Raw genomic sequence first — 19,271 nt, forward strand, 5'->3', positions numbered from 1 at the left:
AGGCGATCAGGCCGAAAAAAAGCGCCCCAAGCGGAGCGCCAGAAAATCCACCCAAACCAAAGGAGCAACAAGGTTGCCAAGGTGGAATCACAGAATCGACAAGGGGTACTCCACGATCAGTCGCACTTCGTCCAGGTCCGACTCGAACGCCGTGGCCCGGGTGGTGGCCTGGCGAACCCGCAACGACAGGTCCTTGGCTGCGCCAGTCTGCACCACATACCTGACCTCGATGTCACGCTCCCAGCGTTTCTGGTCGGTCAGCGGGTTGCCCGCAACGTCGCGGCGCATGTAGATGGCGTTGGCATTGGAGTAGTCGGCATCGGTACCCTTGCCGTAGCGTGTCATGAACGACAACCCGGGTATGCCGTAAGCGACCATGTTCAGGTCATAACGCAGCATCCACGAACGCTCCTTGGGCGCGTTGAAGTCGCTGTACTGAATGGAGTTGTCGAGGAAGATCGAGTCGGACTGGCGCAGGTAGTCGAAGTCGTCGTCGCCGTTGTTGCGCTGGTGGGTCAGGGCCAGGGTGTGGGCACCAAAGCGCACACCCAGCTTGGCGCTCCAGATGTCGTTGTCAAAGGCGCCCAGGCGTTGCTGCCCTTCATCCACCACCTTGTAATAGTTGAAACCGCCAATCAGGGCCAGCGTCTCGCTCAGCGGCCAGCTCAGGCTGGTGCCGGCGTAGTACTGGTTCCACACGTCCTTGAGCCGGCTACTGAACAGGCTGACACTGACATGCTCACTGAGCGTGTAATCCCCTCCGCCATAGGCGATCCACGGCGAATCGACCGGGCCGCCATAAAAGGTCACGAAGTTCTCCCGCAGGTCGCTGGACATCGGCTGGCTCATGGCATGCAGGCGCCCGGCCTGCAGGGTAAGGTCCTTGATACTGGTGTTCTCCAGGGTCACGCCACGGAAGCTTTCCGGCAGCAGCCGCGAGTCGCCAGCCGCCACCACCGGGTTGGCCGGGAACACATCCCCCACCTTCAGTACCGAGTCGAACAGTCGTACCTTGGCCGCGCCCCCCACCTTGGTGTATTCGTCACGTGCCTGGCCGTCGCGGTCAACCGGCAAAACGTCGAAAGAACTGCGCCCGCCGTTGCGGCCGCCGCCAGTGTCGAGCTTAAGGCCAAGCATGGCAAACGCATCCAGGCCAACACCTACGGTGCCGTGGGTGAAGCCCGACTCGAATCGGGTAATCACGGCGTGCCCCCAGGCTTCGGAATAGCCGTTGTCAGGTTGTTTGCTCGGGTTGTGTGTGGGGGCCGCAGAATCGCGATTATCGCGGTTGAAGTAAACGTTGCGGTTAAGCACGCTGAGGGTGCTGCCCTCCATGAAGCCGTCCGCAGTTTCTTCTGCGGCCACCACCTGGCTGCCAACGCCGGCCAGCGCCATGCAAGCAGCCAGTGTCAGGGGTGATCTGCAAGTCATCCGATGCTCCTTGAACGTCGCATTTGTTGTTATGTCAGCGGGCCGAGATTGACGGCCGGCAGATAACGCCAAGGTGATCGACACATTACAATTGCGTCATCGGCAACGCAGCGCTGTGGGGCGGTACTGCAACATTCTGCAGACATTTCCGACACCAGGCAGTGAACCTGCTTACAAAAAAACGGTCTTTCGGCTGACGGTCAACTCACCGACCGGTTCATCGGCCCAGTCACCGGGCCTACTTTTTGTCCTGTTTCAGCGAATTCAGCGAAGACCCAACATGCCCGATTCCCGCCCAAATGCTTCCGCCCTCCCCGCCCTGCGCATCGGCCTGATTGCCGCCCTGGTGGGCCTTGCCGCCCCCGTGCACGCCGAAGAGCCTGCCAGCGACGCACGCTGGGTCAGTGACAGCCTGAGCACCTACGTGCGCAGCGGCCCGACCGACGGGCACCGCATTGTCGGCACGCTCAAGTCCGGGCAGAAGCTGACCCTGCTCGGCAGCCAGGGCAATTACAGCCAGGTGCGTGGGCAGAACGGCGATGTGGTGTGGATCCTTAGCAACGACCTGCAGACAGTGCCTGGGCAGAACGAGCGCCTGCCATTGCTCGATGCCCAGGTCGCCGAACTGACCGGGCAGTTGAAGACCATCGACGACAGCTGGAAGAACCGCGTACAGGGCATGCAGGAAACGCTTGATTCGCGCAAGCAGCTGATTGACGAGCTGCAGGCGCGCAACAAAGCCCTGAACGAGCAGCTCGATGAGAGCCAGTCGGACCTGCGCGATACCCAGGCCCGCCTGGGGGATGAGAACAAGCAGGTGATGATGCGCTACATGGTGTATGGCGGCAGCATTGCCGGTGCAGGCTTGCTGGCGGGGCTGATCCTGCCGGCACTGACCCGTGGGCGCAAGAAGAACGATCGCTGGTTCTGAGCCTGGCAAGGCGTCGGGGCTGGAGCGTGCGTGCTTGCCACAAAGCTTGCAGCAGCGCAATCGCCCCTACAACAACCGCTCCAGCGCCTCCAGCACATACCCCGTGGCCCGCTCCACCTGCCCTTCCCGACAAGCAATACCCAACTGCCGCCACAACCCCGGCCGCAGCGGTCGGCGGGCAATGCGCCGGTCCAGTTCAGTCGCTTCCCCTTCCTGCGGCAACAAGGTCGCCCCATACCCGGCGCCGACCAGGCTCTTGATCGCATCGTTGTAGTTCAGCTCGATCCGCGGCTCGGGGTACAACCCCGCCGCTGCAAACCACTCGCCGGTAACCCGCGACAGCTGGGTGGTGCTGTCGTTGAGAATCAACGCCCGTTGCGCCAGCCAGGCCGGGGTGACCCTGGCCGGTGGCTGCCAGTCGGCTGGCACATAGGCCAGGATCGGGTCGCGCCGCCAGGGGGTGACCGTCAGCCCCTTGCCGGCCACTTGCGGCAAGGCCACCAGGCCGATATCCAGTGTGCCCTCACGCAAGCGCGTGAGCGACGCCTGGGAGGTCAGCACCTGGACCTGCACATCGATCCCCGGGTGCTCCACACGCAGGCGCGCCAGCGCCTGCGGCAGCAAATGGGCGATGGCACCGGTGGAAGCGCCCAGCCGCACACGCCCGGTCAACCCTTCGACCTGCCGGCGCACTTCGTCCAGCGCCAGGTCAGCGTCCGCCAGCAGGCGGCGGGCACGCCCCAGCAGTGTTTCACCGATGACGGTAGGCCGCACCTGGCCGCGGGTGCGGGTGAGCAACGGGGCGCCGATACGCGCCTCCAGCTCGGCCACGTGCAAGCTGATGGTGGGCGGTGCCAGGTTAAGCTGGCGGGCGGCCTCGGCAAAGGAGCCCAGGTCGGTAATGACCACCAATGTGCGGAGGCGGTCGAGGCTGATTTCGCGCATTGTCAGAGCCGGCCCTTTTGCGGGCAAAACCCACAGGTTCACCACGCGTTTCAAAACTCATTCAGAAAACCTGAATATATCGATCATCATATTCAAATTTTCATTACCAACGCTACGGGCGAGCATAGGCCATCTTTCCCCAACCGGACCCCGAGCATGCACACCCCTGTTGTTTTCATCGACGGCGACCAAGGCACCACAGGCCTGCAGATCCATGCCCGCCTGCAGGGCCGCGGCGATCTTTGCCTGTTGACCCTGCCCGAGGCCGAGCGCAAGGACCCGCGACGCCGCTGCGAAGCGATCAACAGCGCCGACATCGCCCTGCTGTGCCTGCCCGACGACGCCGCCCGCGAGGCTGTGGCCGCAATCCATAACCCACAGGTGCGGGTGATCGACGCCAGCTCAGCGCACCGCACCACCCCAGGCTGGGTGTATGGCCTGCCGGAGCTTGACGAACAGCAAGCCGAGCGCATCGCGCAAAGCAAGCGTGTCAGCAATCCCGGCTGCTATCCCACCGGCGCCATCGCGCTACTGCACCCCCTGGTCAAGGCCGGCTTGCTGCCTGCGGACTACCCACTGAACATCCACGCCGTCTCTGGCTACTCCGGCGGCGGCCGCGCGGCGGTCGAACGGCATGAACAGCCCGGCGCCGCCAAAGCCCCGGCGCTACAGCTGTATGGCCTGGAGCTGGCGCACAAGCACGTACCGGAGATCCAGCAGCACGCGGGGTTGTCGACGCGGCCGATGTTCATACCCGGCTATGGCGCCTACCGCCAAGGCATCGTGCTGAGCATTGCGCTGCAGCTTCGCCTGTTGCCGGGGCACGTCAGCGCCGAGCGGCTGCAAGCCTGCCTGGAACAGCATTACCAGGGTGCCCGCCACGTTCAGGTGATGCCCCTGCATCAGTACGGTCCTGCGGCAAACCTCGACCCCGAGGCATTGAACGACAGCAATGACCTGCGCCTGGCGCTGTACGCCAACCCCGAGCATGGCCAGGTACTGCTCACCGCGGTGTTCGACAACCTGGGCAAAGGTGCCTCTGGTGCTGCCGTGCAAAACCTCGACCTGATGCTCGGCGCCTTACAGGCACACGGCTGATACGGCAAAACCGGTTAGACTGTACAACCCGCGCCAACCTAGCGCGGGTCGTATTCTTATCCGCCGGAGCCCCCAGATGTTCATCCTGAGCCGCCTCGACAGCGTGCCGCCCGAATCTTTCCAGAACCAGATCCGCGAGCTGGTCATTCACAATGTCGGCGAATTGAGCAGTGTCGCCATCGCCGTCGACAACCCGCTATACCCGCTGTACCAGTACGGCGTCGGCATGGAAGTCCACCAGTATCTGCAAGCGCTGGACGGCGCCCGCGGGCTGGCCGTGGCGCTCACCGTGGCGCTGGATGCCGAAGCACCGGACCAGTTGCTGGGCTTTGCGCTGTCGCTGCCCGCCCAGGACGATGGGCAGGCCTGTGCATTGGCCTTCCTGGCCGTGTGTGCCAGCCATCGCCGCCAGGGCATCGCCCGTGCTCTGCTGGGCGACCTGCGCTCGCGCCATGCCTGTGTGGAACTGAACGCCTTTGCCAACCAGGTGCCGTGGTTCGAGGCGATGGGCATGCAAGTGGTGGCCGCCAATGGACCGCAGGTGCTAATGACCAGCACCGGCCAGCCCAGTGGTGCGCTGATCGGGCGCCTGGACATCGCGCCGATTTATCAGACGCCAGAAGTGCTGCAGATTCACACCTATCTGCTTAACCAGCAGGGTGAGGATGCAATGATCGAAGCGGAGCAGATGCGCGATGAGCGGCTGGATGAGCTGACCGCTCAGGCCCGGGAATGTGTGCGCCAGCGCAAGACCGTGCATTGATCCAAGGGCCTGTTCGCGGGGATACTCACGAACGGGCCTCACTGGCCTTTCAGCCATGCACCCAACGCCGATGCAGCCCACGCGCCAGGGCATCCAGCACAAACCCCAGCACGCCAATCAGCAGCACCATCGCCATCAGTTCGGAATACGCCAGCCGGTCGCGGGTATCAAGAATGAAATACCCAAGCCCCGCACTCACCCCAAGCATTTCGCATGGCACCAGCACGATCCATAGAATACCGATGGCCAGGCGCACACCCGTCAGCACGTGACCGATCACCCCCGGCACAATCACCTTGCACAAGGTTTCCCAGCGCGTTGCACTCAAGCTGCGGCTAAGTTGCAGCCAGCGTGGGTCCAGTTGACGCACCCCTGCCGCCGTATTCAGCAAGATCGGCCACAATGCGGCAAACGCCAGCAGGAAGTAGATCGGCTGGTCACCCACCCCCATCAGCATCACCACCACAGGCATCCACGACAATGGCGATATCATGCGCAGAAACTGGAATGCCGGCGTGGTCGCCGCCTCCAGGTGCCGGTAGCTGCCCACCAGCAAGCCCAGCGGCACGCCAATCAGCAGCGCCAGCAACAGCCCGATCAGGATGCGCTTGAGGCTGACCCAGATATGCCCATAGACCTCGCCCTGCCCCAGCAACTCGACCAGGCTGGCCAGGGTTGCCGCTGGCGAAAAACGCGCCGACAGGCCGTCGGCCTGGCCGAACACTGCAACACCGGCCCACCATAACAGCAACAAGGCCAGCAACCCGACCAGCCCAAGGCCGGCATGTACGACATGCGTGCGCATCAGACCGCAAACTCCTCGCTACGCTCGAAGTTGTCGGCAATGCCGAACACCGACGGCCCCCCCACTGTCGCGATGGCATTGCGCACGAAGCGATCGTCGACCAGGTCGCGGGCGGCATACGCCGGATCCAGCCCGGCAAGGAAAGCATTGTCGCCTTCGATCAGGGTGGTTTTCAGGCGCTTGACCAGCGCTTCGGTGTAACTCGGGAACGGGTATGGCTGGAAGTCGATGCGCTTCTCGTCCCATTGCTGATGGCGAATGGCACCACTGGCAATGTAGCCAGCACGGTCTTCGGCGGCTGGCGCCAGGACCTTGGTAAGCACCGCAGGCTCGTGCGGGGTGTACTTGTTGGGGCCCGCCCTGGACAGCAGTGCGGCGGCTTCGGCGCGATGGTCACGGGTCCATTGCTGGGCCTTGACGATGGCGTTGACCACTTTCTGCGACCACTCTGGGCGGTTATTCAGATCATGCTCATGCATGAACACCACGCAGCACGCATGGTTGCGCCATACATCGCCGGTAAAGCGCTGCACGCGGCCTACCTTGAGGTTCTCGGCCAGTGCGTTGAACGGCTCGGCAACGATGTAGCCGGCAATGCGCTTGCTGGCCAGGGCGGGTGGCATGTCGGACGGTGGCAGCACCAACAGGTTGACTTCGTTGACGGCCAGTTGCGCATTGGCCGGTTTCGACACTGGCGTCAGGCCGTTGTCGTTGAGCATCTGTTGCAGTACCACATTGTGGATCGAGTACCAAAACGGAATGGCCACAGTTTTGCCACCGAGCTGTTTCAGGTCGGATATATCCGGCGCTACCGTCAGCCCCGAACCGCCCACGTGGTTCCAGGCCACCACCTTGGCTGGCACCTTGCTTCCATAGCGCGCCCATACCGTCATCGGCGAAAGCAGGTGGATGACGTTGACCTGGCCGGAGATGAATGCCTCGATCACCTGCGCCCAGCTGCGCAGTAGCACCGGGCGCTCAGCCTTGATGCCTTCGGCCTCGAACAGGCCATTGTTATGTGCCACCAGCAGCGGCGTGGCATCGGTGATCGGCAGGTAGCCGATGCGCACCGGCGCATCCGGCTCGGCAGCGGCACGCGCCTGCAAGCTCGACAGCAACGGCAATGCACCAGCAGCAGTGAGCATGGCGCCTAGCTTGAGAAAGTCACGACGCGAAGAAGAAGAACAGCAGTCATCCATGCACATGGACAGCCTCCGAGGGCAATGAGGTTGGGGTAGGTTCGACTGTGCGGCTTGCCCGCCGAAGGGTTTTGAGGATGTCTATGCGCAAGGCCCCCAGCTCTTCGACCCTCTGCGTGCGCGGTTGCGGCAGGTCGATGTGCCACTGGCCAAGGATGTGCGCTGGGTGGTTGCCCAGTAGCAGAACCCGGTCTGACAGCAGCAGGGCTTCGTCGATATCGTGGGTGATCAGCACGGCCGCGGTCTTGTGCGTGGCGATCAGTTGCAGCAGCAGCTGCTGCATGTCGGCACGGGTTACCTCATCCAGCGCACCGAAGGGTTCATCCAGCAGCAAGACTTCGGGCTGGCGGGCCAGGCAGCGGGCCAGCGCGGTGCGCTGGGCCATACCGCCAGACAACTGCGCCGGGTACTGGCCACGGGCGTGGGCCAGGCCCACAGCGGCTATTGCATGGTCGATGCGTGCCCGTCGTTCGGCATCAGCCAGCTTGGGCTGACGGGCGAAATCCAGGCCGAAGGCGACGTTTTTCTCCAGGCTCAGCCATGGCAGCAGGCTTGGGTCCTGAAAGGCCACCGCCAGACGCGGGTGCGGCCCCAGCAGCGGCTGGCCGTGCAAGCTCACGCTACCGCCGCCAGGCTGCTGCAGGCCTGCCAGCACCCGCAGCAGGCTTGACTTGCCCACACCGCTGGGGCCAAGGATGCTCACGACTTCACCTGGCGCCAGTTGCAGGTCGAACTGCGCCAGTACCTGCTGCCACCCCCCCTCGCGCGGGTAGCCCAGGCGGATGTCACGGGCCTCCAGCAACACTGCGCTCATGCAACGCCCGCCTGGCGTTGCAGTTCGGCGCGCAATTGCACCAGGCTGGGCGTGACGATGGGCACGAAGGCCGACTCCCGCCAGCGGCGGGCAAACCCTTCGCCGTATTCGCTGAGGTAAGCCTTGCCGCCACTGGCCTGCAATTCCAGTTGTACCGCATCGGCGGCACTTTCAGCCAGGATGATGCGCAGCTTGAACAAGGCTGCCGGCTGCTGCTGGAAGCGACCTTCGTACAAGCCCTGCTTGAGTTCGCTGACGGTGTTTTCCAGGCGTTCGCCAAGCACCTGACGGGCTTCGTCGAGGAACGAGTCTCGGCCACCCAGGTGCGCGTTAACCTCTTCCAGTGCCCGTCGCGCCAGGCCGATGGCCATGCCACACTGCAGCGCCAGGAATGCCGGGCGTACCCGTGGCAGGAATTCGCGTGCATTTTCATGCAGCAGCCAGTCGCGTGCCAGCGATACCTGGTGAAAAGCCAGTGCTGCCGTGTTGCTCGACTGCAGGCCCATCAGTTGTAGATCATCAGAGCGCTCAAGGCCTTGAGCGTCGGAAGGAATGGCCAGCACAAACGGCGCGCCCCCGGCTTCATCCTCGATGGCCGCCGCCACCACGAAGCCGCTTTTACGCAAGTTGGTCACCCAGTGCAGTCGCCCTTCCAGGTGCCAGCCATCGGCTGCCGGGCGGCCACGCACCTGCAGCGCTTCGATACCGGACAGGAACTTCATGGCGTTGGACAGCCCGGTGGCACCGGCCAATTCACCGGTCAAAAGGCGCGGCAGCAGGCGCTCACGCAGGGGCTGGTTGGGACTGTGCAGCAGGTATTCGATGAAGGCACGCTGGCCCCAGCAGACGAAAGCCGCAGCCAATGAGCGGCTGGCAATGGCGGCGATGGCCTCGACCGCGTCGGTCACCTGCCCGCCCGTACCGCCCAGCGCTGGGTCGACCCCCGTGCGCAGCAGCTGCGATTCCGCGATCTGCGCCAGCACCTGCTGCGGTTCGCACAGGCCCCGGTCGATGGCCTCGGCATTGGCATCCAGCCAGTGTCGAAATGCACAATCTTGCATGGTCTTGCTCCTTTGATAACGCCGGGGCCGCTGTGCGGCCCGTTCGCGGCACAAGGCCGCTCCTTCAACGGCCTGGTTAGGGCCATTATCACCGGTGGGCTATGCAGAAGGCTGCCAGCGGTATTTGCCAAGCTCTTCGTTGAGTGGCGTCTGGGCGAAAACATTAGCAAAGTTGCACAAGGTTGCGAGACTTACGCCCAGAATCACCTCCAAGGCGTTGCCTTCACTGAAGCCGGCCTCACGGAAGGCCTGGTAGGTGGCTTCACTGACATTGCCACGGGTGGCGATCACTTCGCGGGCAAAGGCGGCCAGGGTTTCGTAGCGGGCGTTCGGGAGTTCGCCACGGGCACGCAGAGCATCGACCACCTCCTGCGGCAGCTTGGCCTTGTTCAGCGCGACGGCCGTATGGCCGGCCACGCAAAAGTCGCAGCCATGCTGGGTGGCAGCGATCAGTTGCACCACTTCACGCTCGGCCAGGCCAAGCTCAGACTTGCCATTGAGGGCCGAAACGGTCACGTAGGTTTCCAGCGCCGCCGGGGCGTTGGCCAGCACGCCGAGCAGGTTGGGGATGAAGCCGGAATTTTTTTGGGCGTTCTCAAGGAACGGCCGTGCCGCTTCCGGGGCGCTCTGCAGCGTGTGTAAAGTAATGCGCGAGGACATGCAGTGATCTCCGTTGATGAGTGTCACTACAGTCTGTTGGTTATAAGAATTACCCTCCATATTCGTCAGTCGCCTTTCCTTGCTCCTGAGTCTTTGCATTAGATGATTTCGTCCAGCCCGCTTGTCGATTGGTTATTAGAAGGCCTGGAGCTCGATGCCAGCCTGTTTCATGTAGGCCGTTATTGCGGCGGCTGGCATGCCAGTACCCAGGGCATGGGCCGGGCCAGCTTCCACCTGGTGGTGCAAGGCCATTGCTGGCTGCACATTGACGGCCAGCCCCAGGCCGTGCGCCTGGAGAAAGGTGATGGCGTGTTCCTGCTGCGCGACCTGGCCTATCGCCTGTCCAGCGATCAGGACCCGGTCGACGCGTGCGCGCAACCGCGTCAGGCCATGCAGGCACTGGACAATACGGCTGGCGACGGGGTCGGACTGGTCTGTGGGTTCTTTCATTTCCACTCGGGCCTGTCGACGCTGATCGTCGAGGGCCTGGCCGAATGGATCCTGCTGCGTGCCGAAGACCCTACCGGCAGCGCAGCGCGGGCGCTGTTCGGGTTGATCCTGGAGGAGTGCCGGCGTGCCCCTGGGCCGTCGCAGGCGCTGCTCGAGCGGCTGACGCATTTGCTGTTTCTGTATGTGCTGCGCCAGCAGCACGCCGGCCAATCGCTGGGTGGCATGGTCGCCCTCGCACGCCAGCCGGCGTTTGCCGGGCTGCTGGAACAACTGATCGAACATCCGGGGCAGGCATGGACACTGGAGAGCATGGCAGCGTGCGCCGGGTTGTCACGGTCAGCTTTTTTCAAGCGTTTCAGCGAACTGGCCGGGCAATCGCCGGGGCAAGTTCTGCTGGCGCTGCGCATGCGCCAGGCCTGCCAGTTGCTGCAGGCCGGGCAAACCGTGGAGCACGTGGGGGCGCAGGTGGGGTATCAGTCGGTGGCGGCATTTACCCGGGCGTTTGCCAAGGCAGTGGGGGTTCAACCGGGGGCGTATCGCCGGCAGCATGGCGGGCGCGGTAATCAAGTCGTCGAACGTTGCTGACCCGGGTCCGAGCCTTGGCCGCCGCCGACCCGAAGATTGCAATTGTTCGGCACAAACCTCTGGCAAAACCCCAGACAGCGGCAGCTTCGTCAATTGCATTGTTACATTGAATGACTGTTCAATAATGATGGCCATATGGCATCATTCAAACAAAAAACATGCACGAGGGTGAGGCAAATCTACTAATCCGCAGCGCATCAAGAGCCTGGCGCCACCTCGGCGGCCCGGCTTTCCAGCCAGCTCCTGACGCCTGCACGCCACCGGCAAGGAGCTTTCCATGCAATTACGGAATTTGAAAATCGGCATTCGCGCTGCCAGCGTATTCGCCCTGTTGGGCATCCTGGTCCTGGTCATGGGCCTTATCGCACTTTACGAAACCCGCCAGATGGACAAGGCCACTGACGAGATCCGGCTCACCTGGATGCCCTCCGTGGTAGCGCTGGGCGAGATCAGCAGCAACCTCGGGCGCGCCCGTGCCATCACCCTGCGCGTGGCGCTGGACGATAACCCCACCGAACGCACACGCAACCTGAAGATGCTCGAGGGCATCAACGCCGAACTCCAGGGTGGCCTGAAAGACTACGCTGACACCCTCATCGCTGCCGACGACCGTGCTCTGTTCAACACATTCAATGACGCGCACCAGCAGTACCTCGAACTACAGGTGAAAGTGCTGCAGAACATTGCCGCAGGCCGTATGGACGAAGTCAAGCAGCAGATCAGCGGCCCGCTCACCCAGCGTGCCGACAGCATGATGAAGGCGTTGGTGGCGCTGATCGACTACAACAGCAAAAGTGCTGAAAATGCCTCACAACGCAGCAGCGACGTAGCGGATGAAGCGTTCACCGCCATCACCTCTTCATTGCTTGTGATCATGTTTGCTCTGGCCGCTATTGCCATCGTGCTTACACGCAGCATCGTGGTGCCTCTGGCCGATGCCGTGGCCGTCGCGGAACGGGTTGCGCTCGGCGACCTCACCGAGGAGATCCGGATTGTCGGCCGCGACGAGCCAGCCCAGTTGCTACGCGCTCTGAGCCGCATGCAAAGCAGCCTGCGCGACACCATTCGCAAGATCGCTGCTTCGTCCGACCAGCTGGCCTCAGCCTCGGAAGAACTGCACTCCGTCACCGAAGACACCAGCCGCGGCTTACACCAGCAAAGCGCGGAAATCGACCAGGCGGCCACGGCCGTCAACCAGATGACCGCAGCGGTCGAGGAAGTGGCAAACAATGCGGTCAGCACCGCCGACGCCTCCAAAGGCGCCGACCAGACCACTCGCGATGGCCGCGACCGGGTCAACCAGGCACTGGCATCCATCCAGCACCTGGTGGCTGACGTGAGCGACACCTCGGGCGAAATAGAACAACTGGCCAGCAGTGCCAACGAGATCAGCCGGGTTCTGGACGTGATTGGCGCGATTGCCGGGCAAACCAACCTGCTGGCACTGAACGCCGCTATCGAGGCTGCCCGCGCTGGAGAAGCGGGCCGTGGATTTGCCGTGGTGGCCGACGAGGTCCGCGCCCTCGCCCACCGTACACAGCAATCGACGGCGGAGATCGAGCAAATGATTGTCGGTATTCAGAACGGTACCGAGCGTGCGGTGACGGCAATGCACAGCAGCCAGGGGCGTGCCAGCGGTACGCTGGAAGTGGCACAAGGTGCGGGGCTGGCGTTGGAGGTGATTGCCGAGGCGATCGCCTCGATCAACCAGCGTAACCTGGTAATTGCCAGTGCTTCTGAAGAGCAGGCACAGGTGGCACGAGAGGTGGACCGTAATCTGGTCAACATTCGTGATCTGGCTATGCAGACTTCGGCGGGTGCCAATCAGACCAGTGCGGCTGCGCAAGACTTGTCGCGGCTGGCAGTGGACTTGAACGGGATGGTGGCGAAGTTCAAGGTCTGATCGGAAATGACAGGGGCTGCAAAGCAGCCCCGGTTACAGCAACGACTATCTATCAGTCGTTGACATTCACAACCCGCCCCGCCGTCTCGACAGCCTTGCCGCGCGTCGCCAGGCAGTAGTAAAGCGGCACGGTCACCAGCAAGCCGAACAGCCACGACAGGTCAGCCCCTTCGACAATGTTCGAGTACGGCCCCACATACAGCGAAGTATTGGCAAACGGCAGTTGCACCAGGATGCCGCAGGCATAGGCAATGATTGCGTGGTGGTTGAAACGGCCATAGATGCCGCCGTCTGCACTGAAGATCGAGGCGATGTCGTATTGGCCCTTCTTGATCAGGTAGAAATCGATCAGGTTGATCGAAGCCCACGGCACCAGCACCAGCAGCAGCGCCAGGATCAGGCCGATGAACTGGCCGATGAAGTCCGCGGAGGCATTCAGTGCAACCATCCCGCAGCCCACCAGAATGACCGAGGCCAGAATCACCCGCACCCTGACGCTCGGCGTCCATTCGGCCATGAAGGTCTGGATTGCGGTCACGATCGACAGCACCGCGCCATACAGGTTGAGGGCGTTGTGGCTGATGATGTTAAGCAGGAACAGCACCATCAGGATCGGGCCCAACCAGCCGGTAGCCTGCTTCACTGCGTCCATTGCGTCAGTGCCTTGCGGGACGCACAACACCGCCACTGCACCAAAACTGAAGCACAGGATGGTGCCCAGGGTGGCGCCCAGGTAGGTCGCCCAGAATGGTTTGGCAATGCCCACTTCACGCGGCAGATAGCGCGAATAGTCTGACGTGTACGGCGAGAAGCTGATCTGCCAGATGGTGCCCAGCGACACGGTGGCGATAAAGCCCGACAGGTTGAACGCGCCGCGGCTGAAGAAGTCTGCCGGCAGGTCCTGGATGAACATCATGATGAAACCGGCCAGCAGAGCCGAACCCATCACCCAGGTACCGATGCGGTTGAGAATGTGGATGAAACGGTAGCCGATCACGCCGATGGCAGTAGCGCTCAGGGCGCCGATCACGATCGCGCCGGGCATCGGCACGCTCGGGGCGATGCCGTGGATGGTCTTGCCTGCCAGGACAATGTTGGAAATAAAGAAGCCGACATAGATCAGCGCGGTGAAGAACACGATCAGCAAGGCACCGTAGCGGCCAAACTGGCCACGGCTTTGCACCATTTGTGGAATGCCCAGCTGCGGCCCCTGCGCAGAGGCCAGGGCGATGACCACACCCCCGACCAGATGGCCCAGGACGATGGCTATCAACCCCCACAACAGGTTCAGGTGGAAAACCTGGACCACCATGGCACCGGTGACGATGGGCAGTGGCGCAATGTTGGTACTGAACCAGAGGGTGAACAGGTCGCGCGCCTTCCCGTGGCGCTCGGCAGGTGGAACGTAATCGACCGTGTGATTCTCGACAAACTGGTGTTGCGACGACGGTTGGGACATGGTTTTCAGCTCGAAAGGTCGTTTTTATCTTTGTAAGGAAACCGCATCTAGGCGGCCTCTCAGCTGCGGACCATATTATGGTATTCCAAACATTTGACAACACTGATCCGCATGAAAAACCGGCCACTGATCTGCTTGCCAAACCCCTGCGACAAACCGCCATGCCGCTCAAGGCCTCGGTTTACGTGGCCTGTAGCCGTTCATCGTGAAAAACTGGGCTTGAAAATTCCGCTTGCAAAATAGGTATTACGGTATACCATCAGACACATCAACGATAAAAACCGCGGACCACCGCAGCCTTTTAGAGGTACACGAGATGATCGACGCAACCGTCTACAAGAACGTCCTGGGCTCCTTCCCGTCCGGCGTTACCGTCATCACCACGCTGGACGACGACGGCTCGGTCGTCGGCCTGACCGCCAGCGCTTTCTCCTCCCTGTCGATGGACCCGCCGCTGGTGCTGTTCTGCCCCAACTACACCTCCGACTCCTACCCGGTACTGATCAAGCAGAAGCGCTTTGCCATTCATCTGCTCTCCGGTGAACAGCAGGTCGAGGCCTATGCGTTCGCCAAGAAGGGCAAGGACAAGGCCAGCGGTATCGAGTGGAGCCTGAGCGAACTGGGCAACCCGATCCTGGCCGGTGCCACCGCCGTCATCGAATGCGAACTGTGGCGCGAATATGAAGGTGGCGACCACGCCATCATGGTCGGCAAGGTACATAACCTGATCGTCCCTGCAGAAGCGCCACGGCCGATGGTGTACTGCCGCGGGAAGATGGCCAGCCTGCCAGCCTTTGCCTGAAGCCTATTCTGAATCGAGACAACTGGCGCCCCCCCTGCCCGGCGCCAGCCACTTTCAAGCGTTGAGGAAAGCCCCATGAAATTTTCGTTGTTCGTGCACATGGAACGTTGGGATGAACAGGTCAGCCACCGCCAGCTGTTCGAAGACCTGACCGAACTGACCCTGATGGCCGAGAACGGCGGTTTCAGCACCGTGTGGATCGGCGAACACCACGCCATGGAATACACCATTTCGCCAAGCCCGATGCCGCTGCTGGCCTACCTGGCCGCACGCACCGAGAAGATCCGCCTGGGCGCCGGCACCATCATCGCGCCGTTCTGGAACCCGATCCGCGTAGCTGGCGAATGCGCCCTGCTCGACGTGATCAGCAACGGCCGCATGGAGGTGGGCCTGGCCCGTGGCGCCTACCAGTTCGAGTTCGACCGCATGGCAGGTGGCATGCCGGCCACCGACGGCGGCAAGGCGTTGCGCGAGATGGTGCCGGTGGTGCGCAAGCTATGGGAAGGCGACTACGCCCACGACGGTGAAGTCTACAAATTCCCGACCTCCACCAGCGTTCCGAAGCCGTTCAACGCCACGCCGCCCATGTGGATCGCCGCCCGCGACCCGGACTCGCACAACTTCGCCGTGGCCAATGGTTGCAATGTCATGGTCACCCCGCTGATGAAGGGGGACGAAGAAGTGCTGGACCTGAAGAACAAGTTCCAGGCTGCCCTGGACAACAACCCAGGCGTGCCGCGCCCGCAACTGATGGTACTGCGCCACACCCATGTGCACAGCCCGGCTGAACCGGAAGGCTGGAAGGTCGGCGCCCAGGCCATATCGCGCTTCTACCGCACGTTCGATGCCTGGTTCGGCAACAAGACCACCCCGGTGAATGGCTTCCTGGAGCCGAGCCCGGAATCGAAGTTTGCCGAAGTGCCGGCATTCCAGCTGGAGAACATCCGCAAGAACACCATGATCGGCACCCCGGAAGAAATTATCGCGCGCATCAAGTACTACCAGGAGCTCGGCGTCGACGAGTTCAGCTTCTGGTGCGACAACAGCCTGCCCCACGCCGAAAAGAAGAAGTCGCTGGAGCTGTTCATCAAGGAAGTGGTGCCGGCGTTCGCCTGAATTCCCATTGCCTGAATCATTGCGGGACGCGCCCGCTCCCGTGGGCCTCTTCGGCCTGCGTGAGCGGGCTTTTTTTTGAAACCTGTGCAGTCCCTGTGGGAGCGGGCAAGCCCGCGAAGAGGCCAGTACAGACAACAGAGAAATCAAGGCATCAGGCCACCTTTCGTCCCCCGACAAGAGAAATTTCCTGACACCTCTTGCACAACAAATATTATGGTATACCATCAGACAACAAGAGCTGATAACCCTCACCAGGAGCCACCCATGAGTTTCGAAATCCGCAAGATCGTCACCTACTCCGAAGAGACCCGCATCGAAGGCGGCAAGGCCACCGACAAGCCGGTGACAATGGTCGGCCTGGCCGTCGTGATCAAGAATCCATGGGCCGGTCGCGGTTTCGTTGAAGATCTGAAGCCGGAAATTCGCGCCAACTGCTCGGACCTGGGTGCCCTGATGGTCGAGCGCCTGACTGCTGCCATTGGCGGTGCCGACAAGATCGAGGCCTACGGCAAGGCCGCCGTCGTCGGCGCCGATGGCGAAATCGAGCACGCCTCGGCCGTCATCCATACCCTGCGCTTCGGCAATCACTACCGCGAGGCGGTACAGGCCAAGAGCTACCTGAGCTTCACCAACAAGCGCGGCGGCCCAGGCACTTCGATCCAGATCCCGATGATGCAGAAGGACGATGAAGGCCTGCGTTCGCACTACATCACCCTGGAAATGCAGATCGAAGACGCCCCGCGTGCCGATGAAATCGTCGTGGTCCTGGGCGCAGCCGATGGCGGCCGCCTGCACCCGCGCATCGGCAACCGCTACATCGACCTGGAAGAACTGGCTGCCGAAAAAGCCAACGCTCAATAACAACAACCAAGACGGGCCGGGGCGTGGCGTGTTTACCCGCCGCGCCCGACCTTCAAGGAGCGCCCTCCATGATTCAGCCTGTCGCTGAACGCACACCTGCCGGCACCAGCTATCTGGATGTCGGCCAGGGCCAACCCGTGGTACTGATCCACGGCGTGGGCCTGAACAAGGAAATGTGGGGCGGTCAGTTCGTTGGCCTGGCCAACGACTACCGCGTCATCGCCTACGACATGCTCGGCCACGGTCAAAGCCGCGTACCGGCCGCCGACACACCGCTGGAAGGCTATGCCGACCAGCTCGCCGAACTGCTTGACCACCTGCAAATTGCACAAGCCACCGTGATCGGCTTCTCCATGGGTGGCCTGGTTGCCCGCGCGTTCGCCCTCAATTACCCGCAACGCCTGGCTGCACTGGTCGTGCTCAACAGCGTGTTCAACCGCACCCCCGAGCAGAGTGCCGGGGTGATCGCCCGCGCTGCCCAGGCAGCGGAGCTGGGCCCGGACGCCAACGTCGATGCTGCCCTCGACCGCTGGTTCAGCCGTGAATACAAGGCTGCCAACCCGGCGCAGGTCGCCGCCATTCGCCAGGTGCTGGCGAGCAACGACCCTCAGGGCTACCACACCACTTATTCGCTGTTCGCCACCCAGGACATGTACCGTGCCGACGACCTGGGCAGTATCCAGGTGCCGACGCTGATCGCCACCGGCGAACTCGACTCGGGCTCTACCCCGGCCATGACCCGCCAGCTCGCCGCCAGCATTCCTGGTGCACACAGTGTGGTCCTCGCCGAGCAACGGCATATGATGCCGGTGGAAGCACCGCGTGAAGTCAACAAGATGCTGCTGGACTTCCTTTCCCAAGCCCGCACCCTCACCGAATCCGCCAAGGGGATTGTTGCATGACCCTCGTTCGTTTCCAGATGTGCATCGACGGCCAATGGCGCGATGCCCAGAGCGGCAAGACCTTCGACAGCCTCAACCCGGCCACCGCCCAGGCCTGGGCGCAACTGCCCGACGCCGATGAAGCCGATGTGGAGCTGGCCGTTCAGGCCGCCCAGCGTGCCTTCGACAGCAAGGCGTGGCGCAGCATCACCGCCACCGCGCGGGGCAAGCTGTTGCGTCGTCTGGGTGACCTGATTGCCGAGAACAAGGAGCACCTGGCCCAGCTGGAAAGCCGTGACAACGGCAAGCTGATCCGCGAAACCCGCGGCCAGGTCGGCTATCTGCCAGAATTCTTCCACTACACTGCGGGCCTGGCCGACAAGCTCGAAGGCGGCACCCTGCCGCTGGACAAACCCGACCTGTTCGCCTACACCGTGCACGAGCCAATCGGCGTGGTTGCCGGGATCATCCCGTGGAACAGCCCGCTGTACCTCACCGCGATCAAGCTGGCCCCTGCCCTGGCTGCCGGCAACACCATCGTGCTCAAACCGTCCGAGCACGCCTCGGCGACCATCCTCGAGCTGGCCCGACTGGCCCTTGAGGCCGGCTTCCCGGCCGGCGTGGTCAACGTGGTCACCGGTTACGGCCCCAGCACCGGCGCGGCGCTGACCCGTCACCCACTGGTGCGCAAGATCGCCTTCACCGGCGGCGCTGCCACCGCCCGCCACGTGGTGCGCAGCAGTGCCGAAAACTTCGCCAAGCTGTCGCTGGAACTGGGCGGCAAGTCGCCGAACATCATTTTCGCCGACGCCGACCTGGACAGCGCCATCAATGGCGCCGTGGCCGGCATCTATGCCGCGTCCGGGCAAAGCTGCGTGGCCGGTTCGCGCCTGCTGGTGCAGGATGAAATCTTCGACGTGTTCGTCGAGCGCCTGATTGCCCGCGCCAAGCGCATCCGCATCGGCAACCCGCAGGACGACGCCAGCGAAATGGGCCCGATGGCCACCGCGCAACAGCTGGCCGTCGTCGAAAGTCTGGTAGCAGCAGCCAAGGCCGAAGGCGCAAAACTGCACATGGGCGGAAAGCGTGCCGACGTTGAAGGTGACGGCTGGTTCTACGAGCCGACCCTGTTCGAGTGCGACAGCAACGCGATGACCATCATGCAGGAAGAAGTGTTTGGCCCAGTCGCCGCAGTGATCCGCTTCAAGACCGAAGAAGAAGCCCTGGCCATCGCCAACGACTCGCAATTCGGCCTGGCTGCCGGCATCTGGACGCGCGATCTGGGCCGTGCCCACCGCCTGGCCCGTGACGTGCGTTCGGGGATCATCTGGGTCAACACCTACCGCGCCGTGTCGGCCATGGCACCGATAGGTGGTTTCAAGAACAGCGGCTACGGCCGTGAGAGCGGCATCGATTCGGTGCTGGCCTATACCGAGCTGAAGACCGTGTGGATCAACTTGTCCACCGCGCCGATGCCCGACCCGTTCGTGATGCGCTAGGAGGAACA

General features: G+C 62.7%; 18 protein-coding genes. 10 read left to right on the forward strand and 8 right to left on the reverse strand.

The genetic code is table 11. The features are described from left to right. Window positions 1–87 precede the first annotated feature (87 nt). Window positions 88–1,395 carry an OprD family porin gene (locus tag LVS58_RS06125; protein ID WP_442796446.1) on the reverse strand — a complete coding sequence of 436 codons (1,308 nt, stop codon included), beginning with the start codon at window positions 1,393–1,395 and terminating at the stop codon, window positions 88–90. A gap of 316 nt (window positions 1,396–1,711) precedes the next feature. Between LVS58_RS06125 and LVS58_RS06130 the strand changes: the two genes are divergently transcribed. After that, window positions 1,712–2,362 (forward strand): TIGR04211 family SH3 domain-containing protein, encoded by a 651-nt coding sequence (locus LVS58_RS06130; RefSeq protein WP_233690301.1) that lies wholly within the window; start codon window positions 1,712–1,714, stop codon window positions 2,360–2,362. Window positions 2,363–2,428: 66 nt separating this feature from the next. On the opposite strand, the gene LVS58_RS06135 is transcribed toward LVS58_RS06130, so the two are convergent. Beyond that, window positions 2,429–3,307: a LysR family transcriptional regulator gene (locus tag LVS58_RS06135; protein ID WP_233690302.1), complete on the reverse strand. Its 879-nt coding sequence runs from the start codon at window positions 3,305–3,307 to the stop codon at window positions 2,429–2,431. Window positions 3,308–3,463: 156 nt separating this feature from the next. Here LVS58_RS06135 and argC point away from each other — a divergent pair, with 156 nt between their 5' ends. Both argC and LVS58_RS06145 read left to right on the forward strand, forming a co-directional pair. Then, window positions 3,464–4,405 (forward strand): N-acetyl-gamma-glutamyl-phosphate reductase, encoded by a 942-nt coding sequence (gene argC, locus LVS58_RS06140; RefSeq protein WP_233690303.1) that lies wholly within the window; start codon window positions 3,464–3,466, stop codon window positions 4,403–4,405. Window positions 4,406–4,481: 76 nt separating this feature from the next. Next, window positions 4,482–5,168, forward strand: a complete 687-nt coding sequence (locus LVS58_RS06145; RefSeq protein WP_233690304.1) for a GNAT family N-acetyltransferase — start codon at window positions 4,482–4,484, stop codon at window positions 5,166–5,168. 49 nt (window positions 5,169–5,217) lie between these two features. Here the strand turns inward: LVS58_RS06145 and LVS58_RS06150 are convergent, their stop codons facing one another. From LVS58_RS06150 to LVS58_RS06170, 5 genes are all read right to left on the reverse strand, one after another. Further along, window positions 5,218–5,973 carry an ABC transporter permease gene (locus LVS58_RS06150; protein ID WP_233690305.1) on the reverse strand — a complete coding sequence of 252 codons (756 nt, stop codon included), beginning with the start codon at window positions 5,971–5,973 and terminating at the stop codon, window positions 5,218–5,220. Further along, window positions 5,973–7,178 carry an ABC transporter substrate-binding protein gene (locus LVS58_RS06155; protein ID WP_233690306.1) on the reverse strand — a complete coding sequence of 402 codons (1,206 nt, stop codon included), beginning with the start codon at window positions 7,176–7,178 and terminating at the stop codon, window positions 5,973–5,975. The genes LVS58_RS06150 and LVS58_RS06155 overlap by 1 nt, the downstream gene beginning before the upstream one ends. After that, complete coding sequence (locus LVS58_RS06160) at window positions 7,165–7,986, reverse strand: ABC transporter ATP-binding protein (RefSeq protein WP_233690307.1); 822 nt, start codon at window positions 7,984–7,986, stop codon at window positions 7,165–7,167. The genes LVS58_RS06155 and LVS58_RS06160 overlap by 14 nt, the downstream gene beginning before the upstream one ends. Further along, window positions 7,983–9,047, reverse strand: a complete 1,065-nt coding sequence (locus LVS58_RS06165) for an acyl-CoA dehydrogenase family protein (RefSeq protein ID WP_233690308.1) — start codon at window positions 9,045–9,047, stop codon at window positions 7,983–7,985. Before LVS58_RS06165 ends, LVS58_RS06160 begins: the two co-directional genes overlap by 4 nt. Before the next feature lie 99 nt (window positions 9,048–9,146). Beyond that, window positions 9,147–9,707 (reverse strand): carboxymuconolactone decarboxylase family protein, encoded by a 561-nt coding sequence (locus LVS58_RS06170; RefSeq protein ID WP_003256052.1) that lies wholly within the window; start codon window positions 9,705–9,707, stop codon window positions 9,147–9,149. A gap of 102 nt (window positions 9,708–9,809) precedes the next feature. On the opposite strand from LVS58_RS06170, the gene LVS58_RS06175 reads away from it, so the two are divergent. Together LVS58_RS06175 and LVS58_RS06180 are read left to right on the forward strand one after the other, a co-directional pair. Next, window positions 9,810–10,742: an AraC family transcriptional regulator gene (locus LVS58_RS06175; RefSeq protein WP_233690309.1), complete on the forward strand. Its 933-nt coding sequence runs from the start codon at window positions 9,810–9,812 to the stop codon at window positions 10,740–10,742. Between the two features lie 277 nt (window positions 10,743–11,019). Next, the gene (locus LVS58_RS06180; RefSeq protein WP_233690310.1) at window positions 11,020–12,645 is read left to right on the forward strand and encodes a methyl-accepting chemotaxis protein; all 1,626 of its coding nucleotides are present in this window, start codon (window positions 11,020–11,022) and stop codon (window positions 12,643–12,645) included. 52 nt (window positions 12,646–12,697) lie between these two features. Here the strand turns inward: LVS58_RS06180 and LVS58_RS06185 are convergent, their stop codons facing one another. Beyond that, a complete protein-coding gene (locus tag LVS58_RS06185; RefSeq protein WP_233690311.1) occupies window positions 12,698–14,104 on the reverse strand; it encodes a purine-cytosine permease family protein in 1,407 nt (468 codons plus the stop codon). A 316-nt stretch (window positions 14,105–14,420) separates the two neighbouring features. Here LVS58_RS06185 and LVS58_RS06190 point away from each other — a divergent pair, with 316 nt between their 5' ends. The 5 genes from LVS58_RS06190 (at window position 14,421) to LVS58_RS06210 (ending at window position 19,263) form a co-directional block, all read left to right on the forward strand. Beyond that, window positions 14,421–14,906 carry a flavin reductase family protein gene (locus LVS58_RS06190; protein WP_233690312.1) on the forward strand — a complete coding sequence of 162 codons (486 nt, stop codon included), beginning with the start codon at window positions 14,421–14,423 and terminating at the stop codon, window positions 14,904–14,906. A 75-nt stretch (window positions 14,907–14,981) separates the two neighbouring features. Then, window positions 14,982–16,022 carry an LLM class flavin-dependent oxidoreductase gene (locus LVS58_RS06195; protein ID WP_233690313.1) on the forward strand — a complete coding sequence of 347 codons (1,041 nt, stop codon included), beginning with the start codon at window positions 14,982–14,984 and terminating at the stop codon, window positions 16,020–16,022. Between the two features lie 264 nt (window positions 16,023–16,286). Continuing rightward, the gene (locus LVS58_RS06200) at window positions 16,287–16,883 is read left to right on the forward strand and encodes an amino acid synthesis family protein (RefSeq protein ID WP_016715710.1); all 597 of its coding nucleotides are present in this window, start codon (window positions 16,287–16,289) and stop codon (window positions 16,881–16,883) included. Between the two features lie 68 nt (window positions 16,884–16,951). Further along, window positions 16,952–17,785: an alpha/beta fold hydrolase gene (locus LVS58_RS06205; protein ID WP_233690314.1), complete on the forward strand. Its 834-nt coding sequence runs from the start codon at window positions 16,952–16,954 to the stop codon at window positions 17,783–17,785. Further along, window positions 17,782–19,263, forward strand: coding sequence for an aldehyde dehydrogenase (locus tag LVS58_RS06210; protein WP_233690315.1), 1,482 nt, complete (start codon window positions 17,782–17,784; stop codon window positions 19,261–19,263). Before LVS58_RS06205 ends, LVS58_RS06210 begins: the two co-directional genes overlap by 4 nt. Window positions 19,264–19,271 lie beyond the last annotated feature (8 nt).

This window comes from Pseudomonas sp. JR33AA, assembly GCF_021378985.1.
GTDB classification, from domain to species: Bacteria; Pseudomonadota; Gammaproteobacteria; order Pseudomonadales; family Pseudomonadaceae; genus Aquipseudomonas; species Aquipseudomonas alloputida.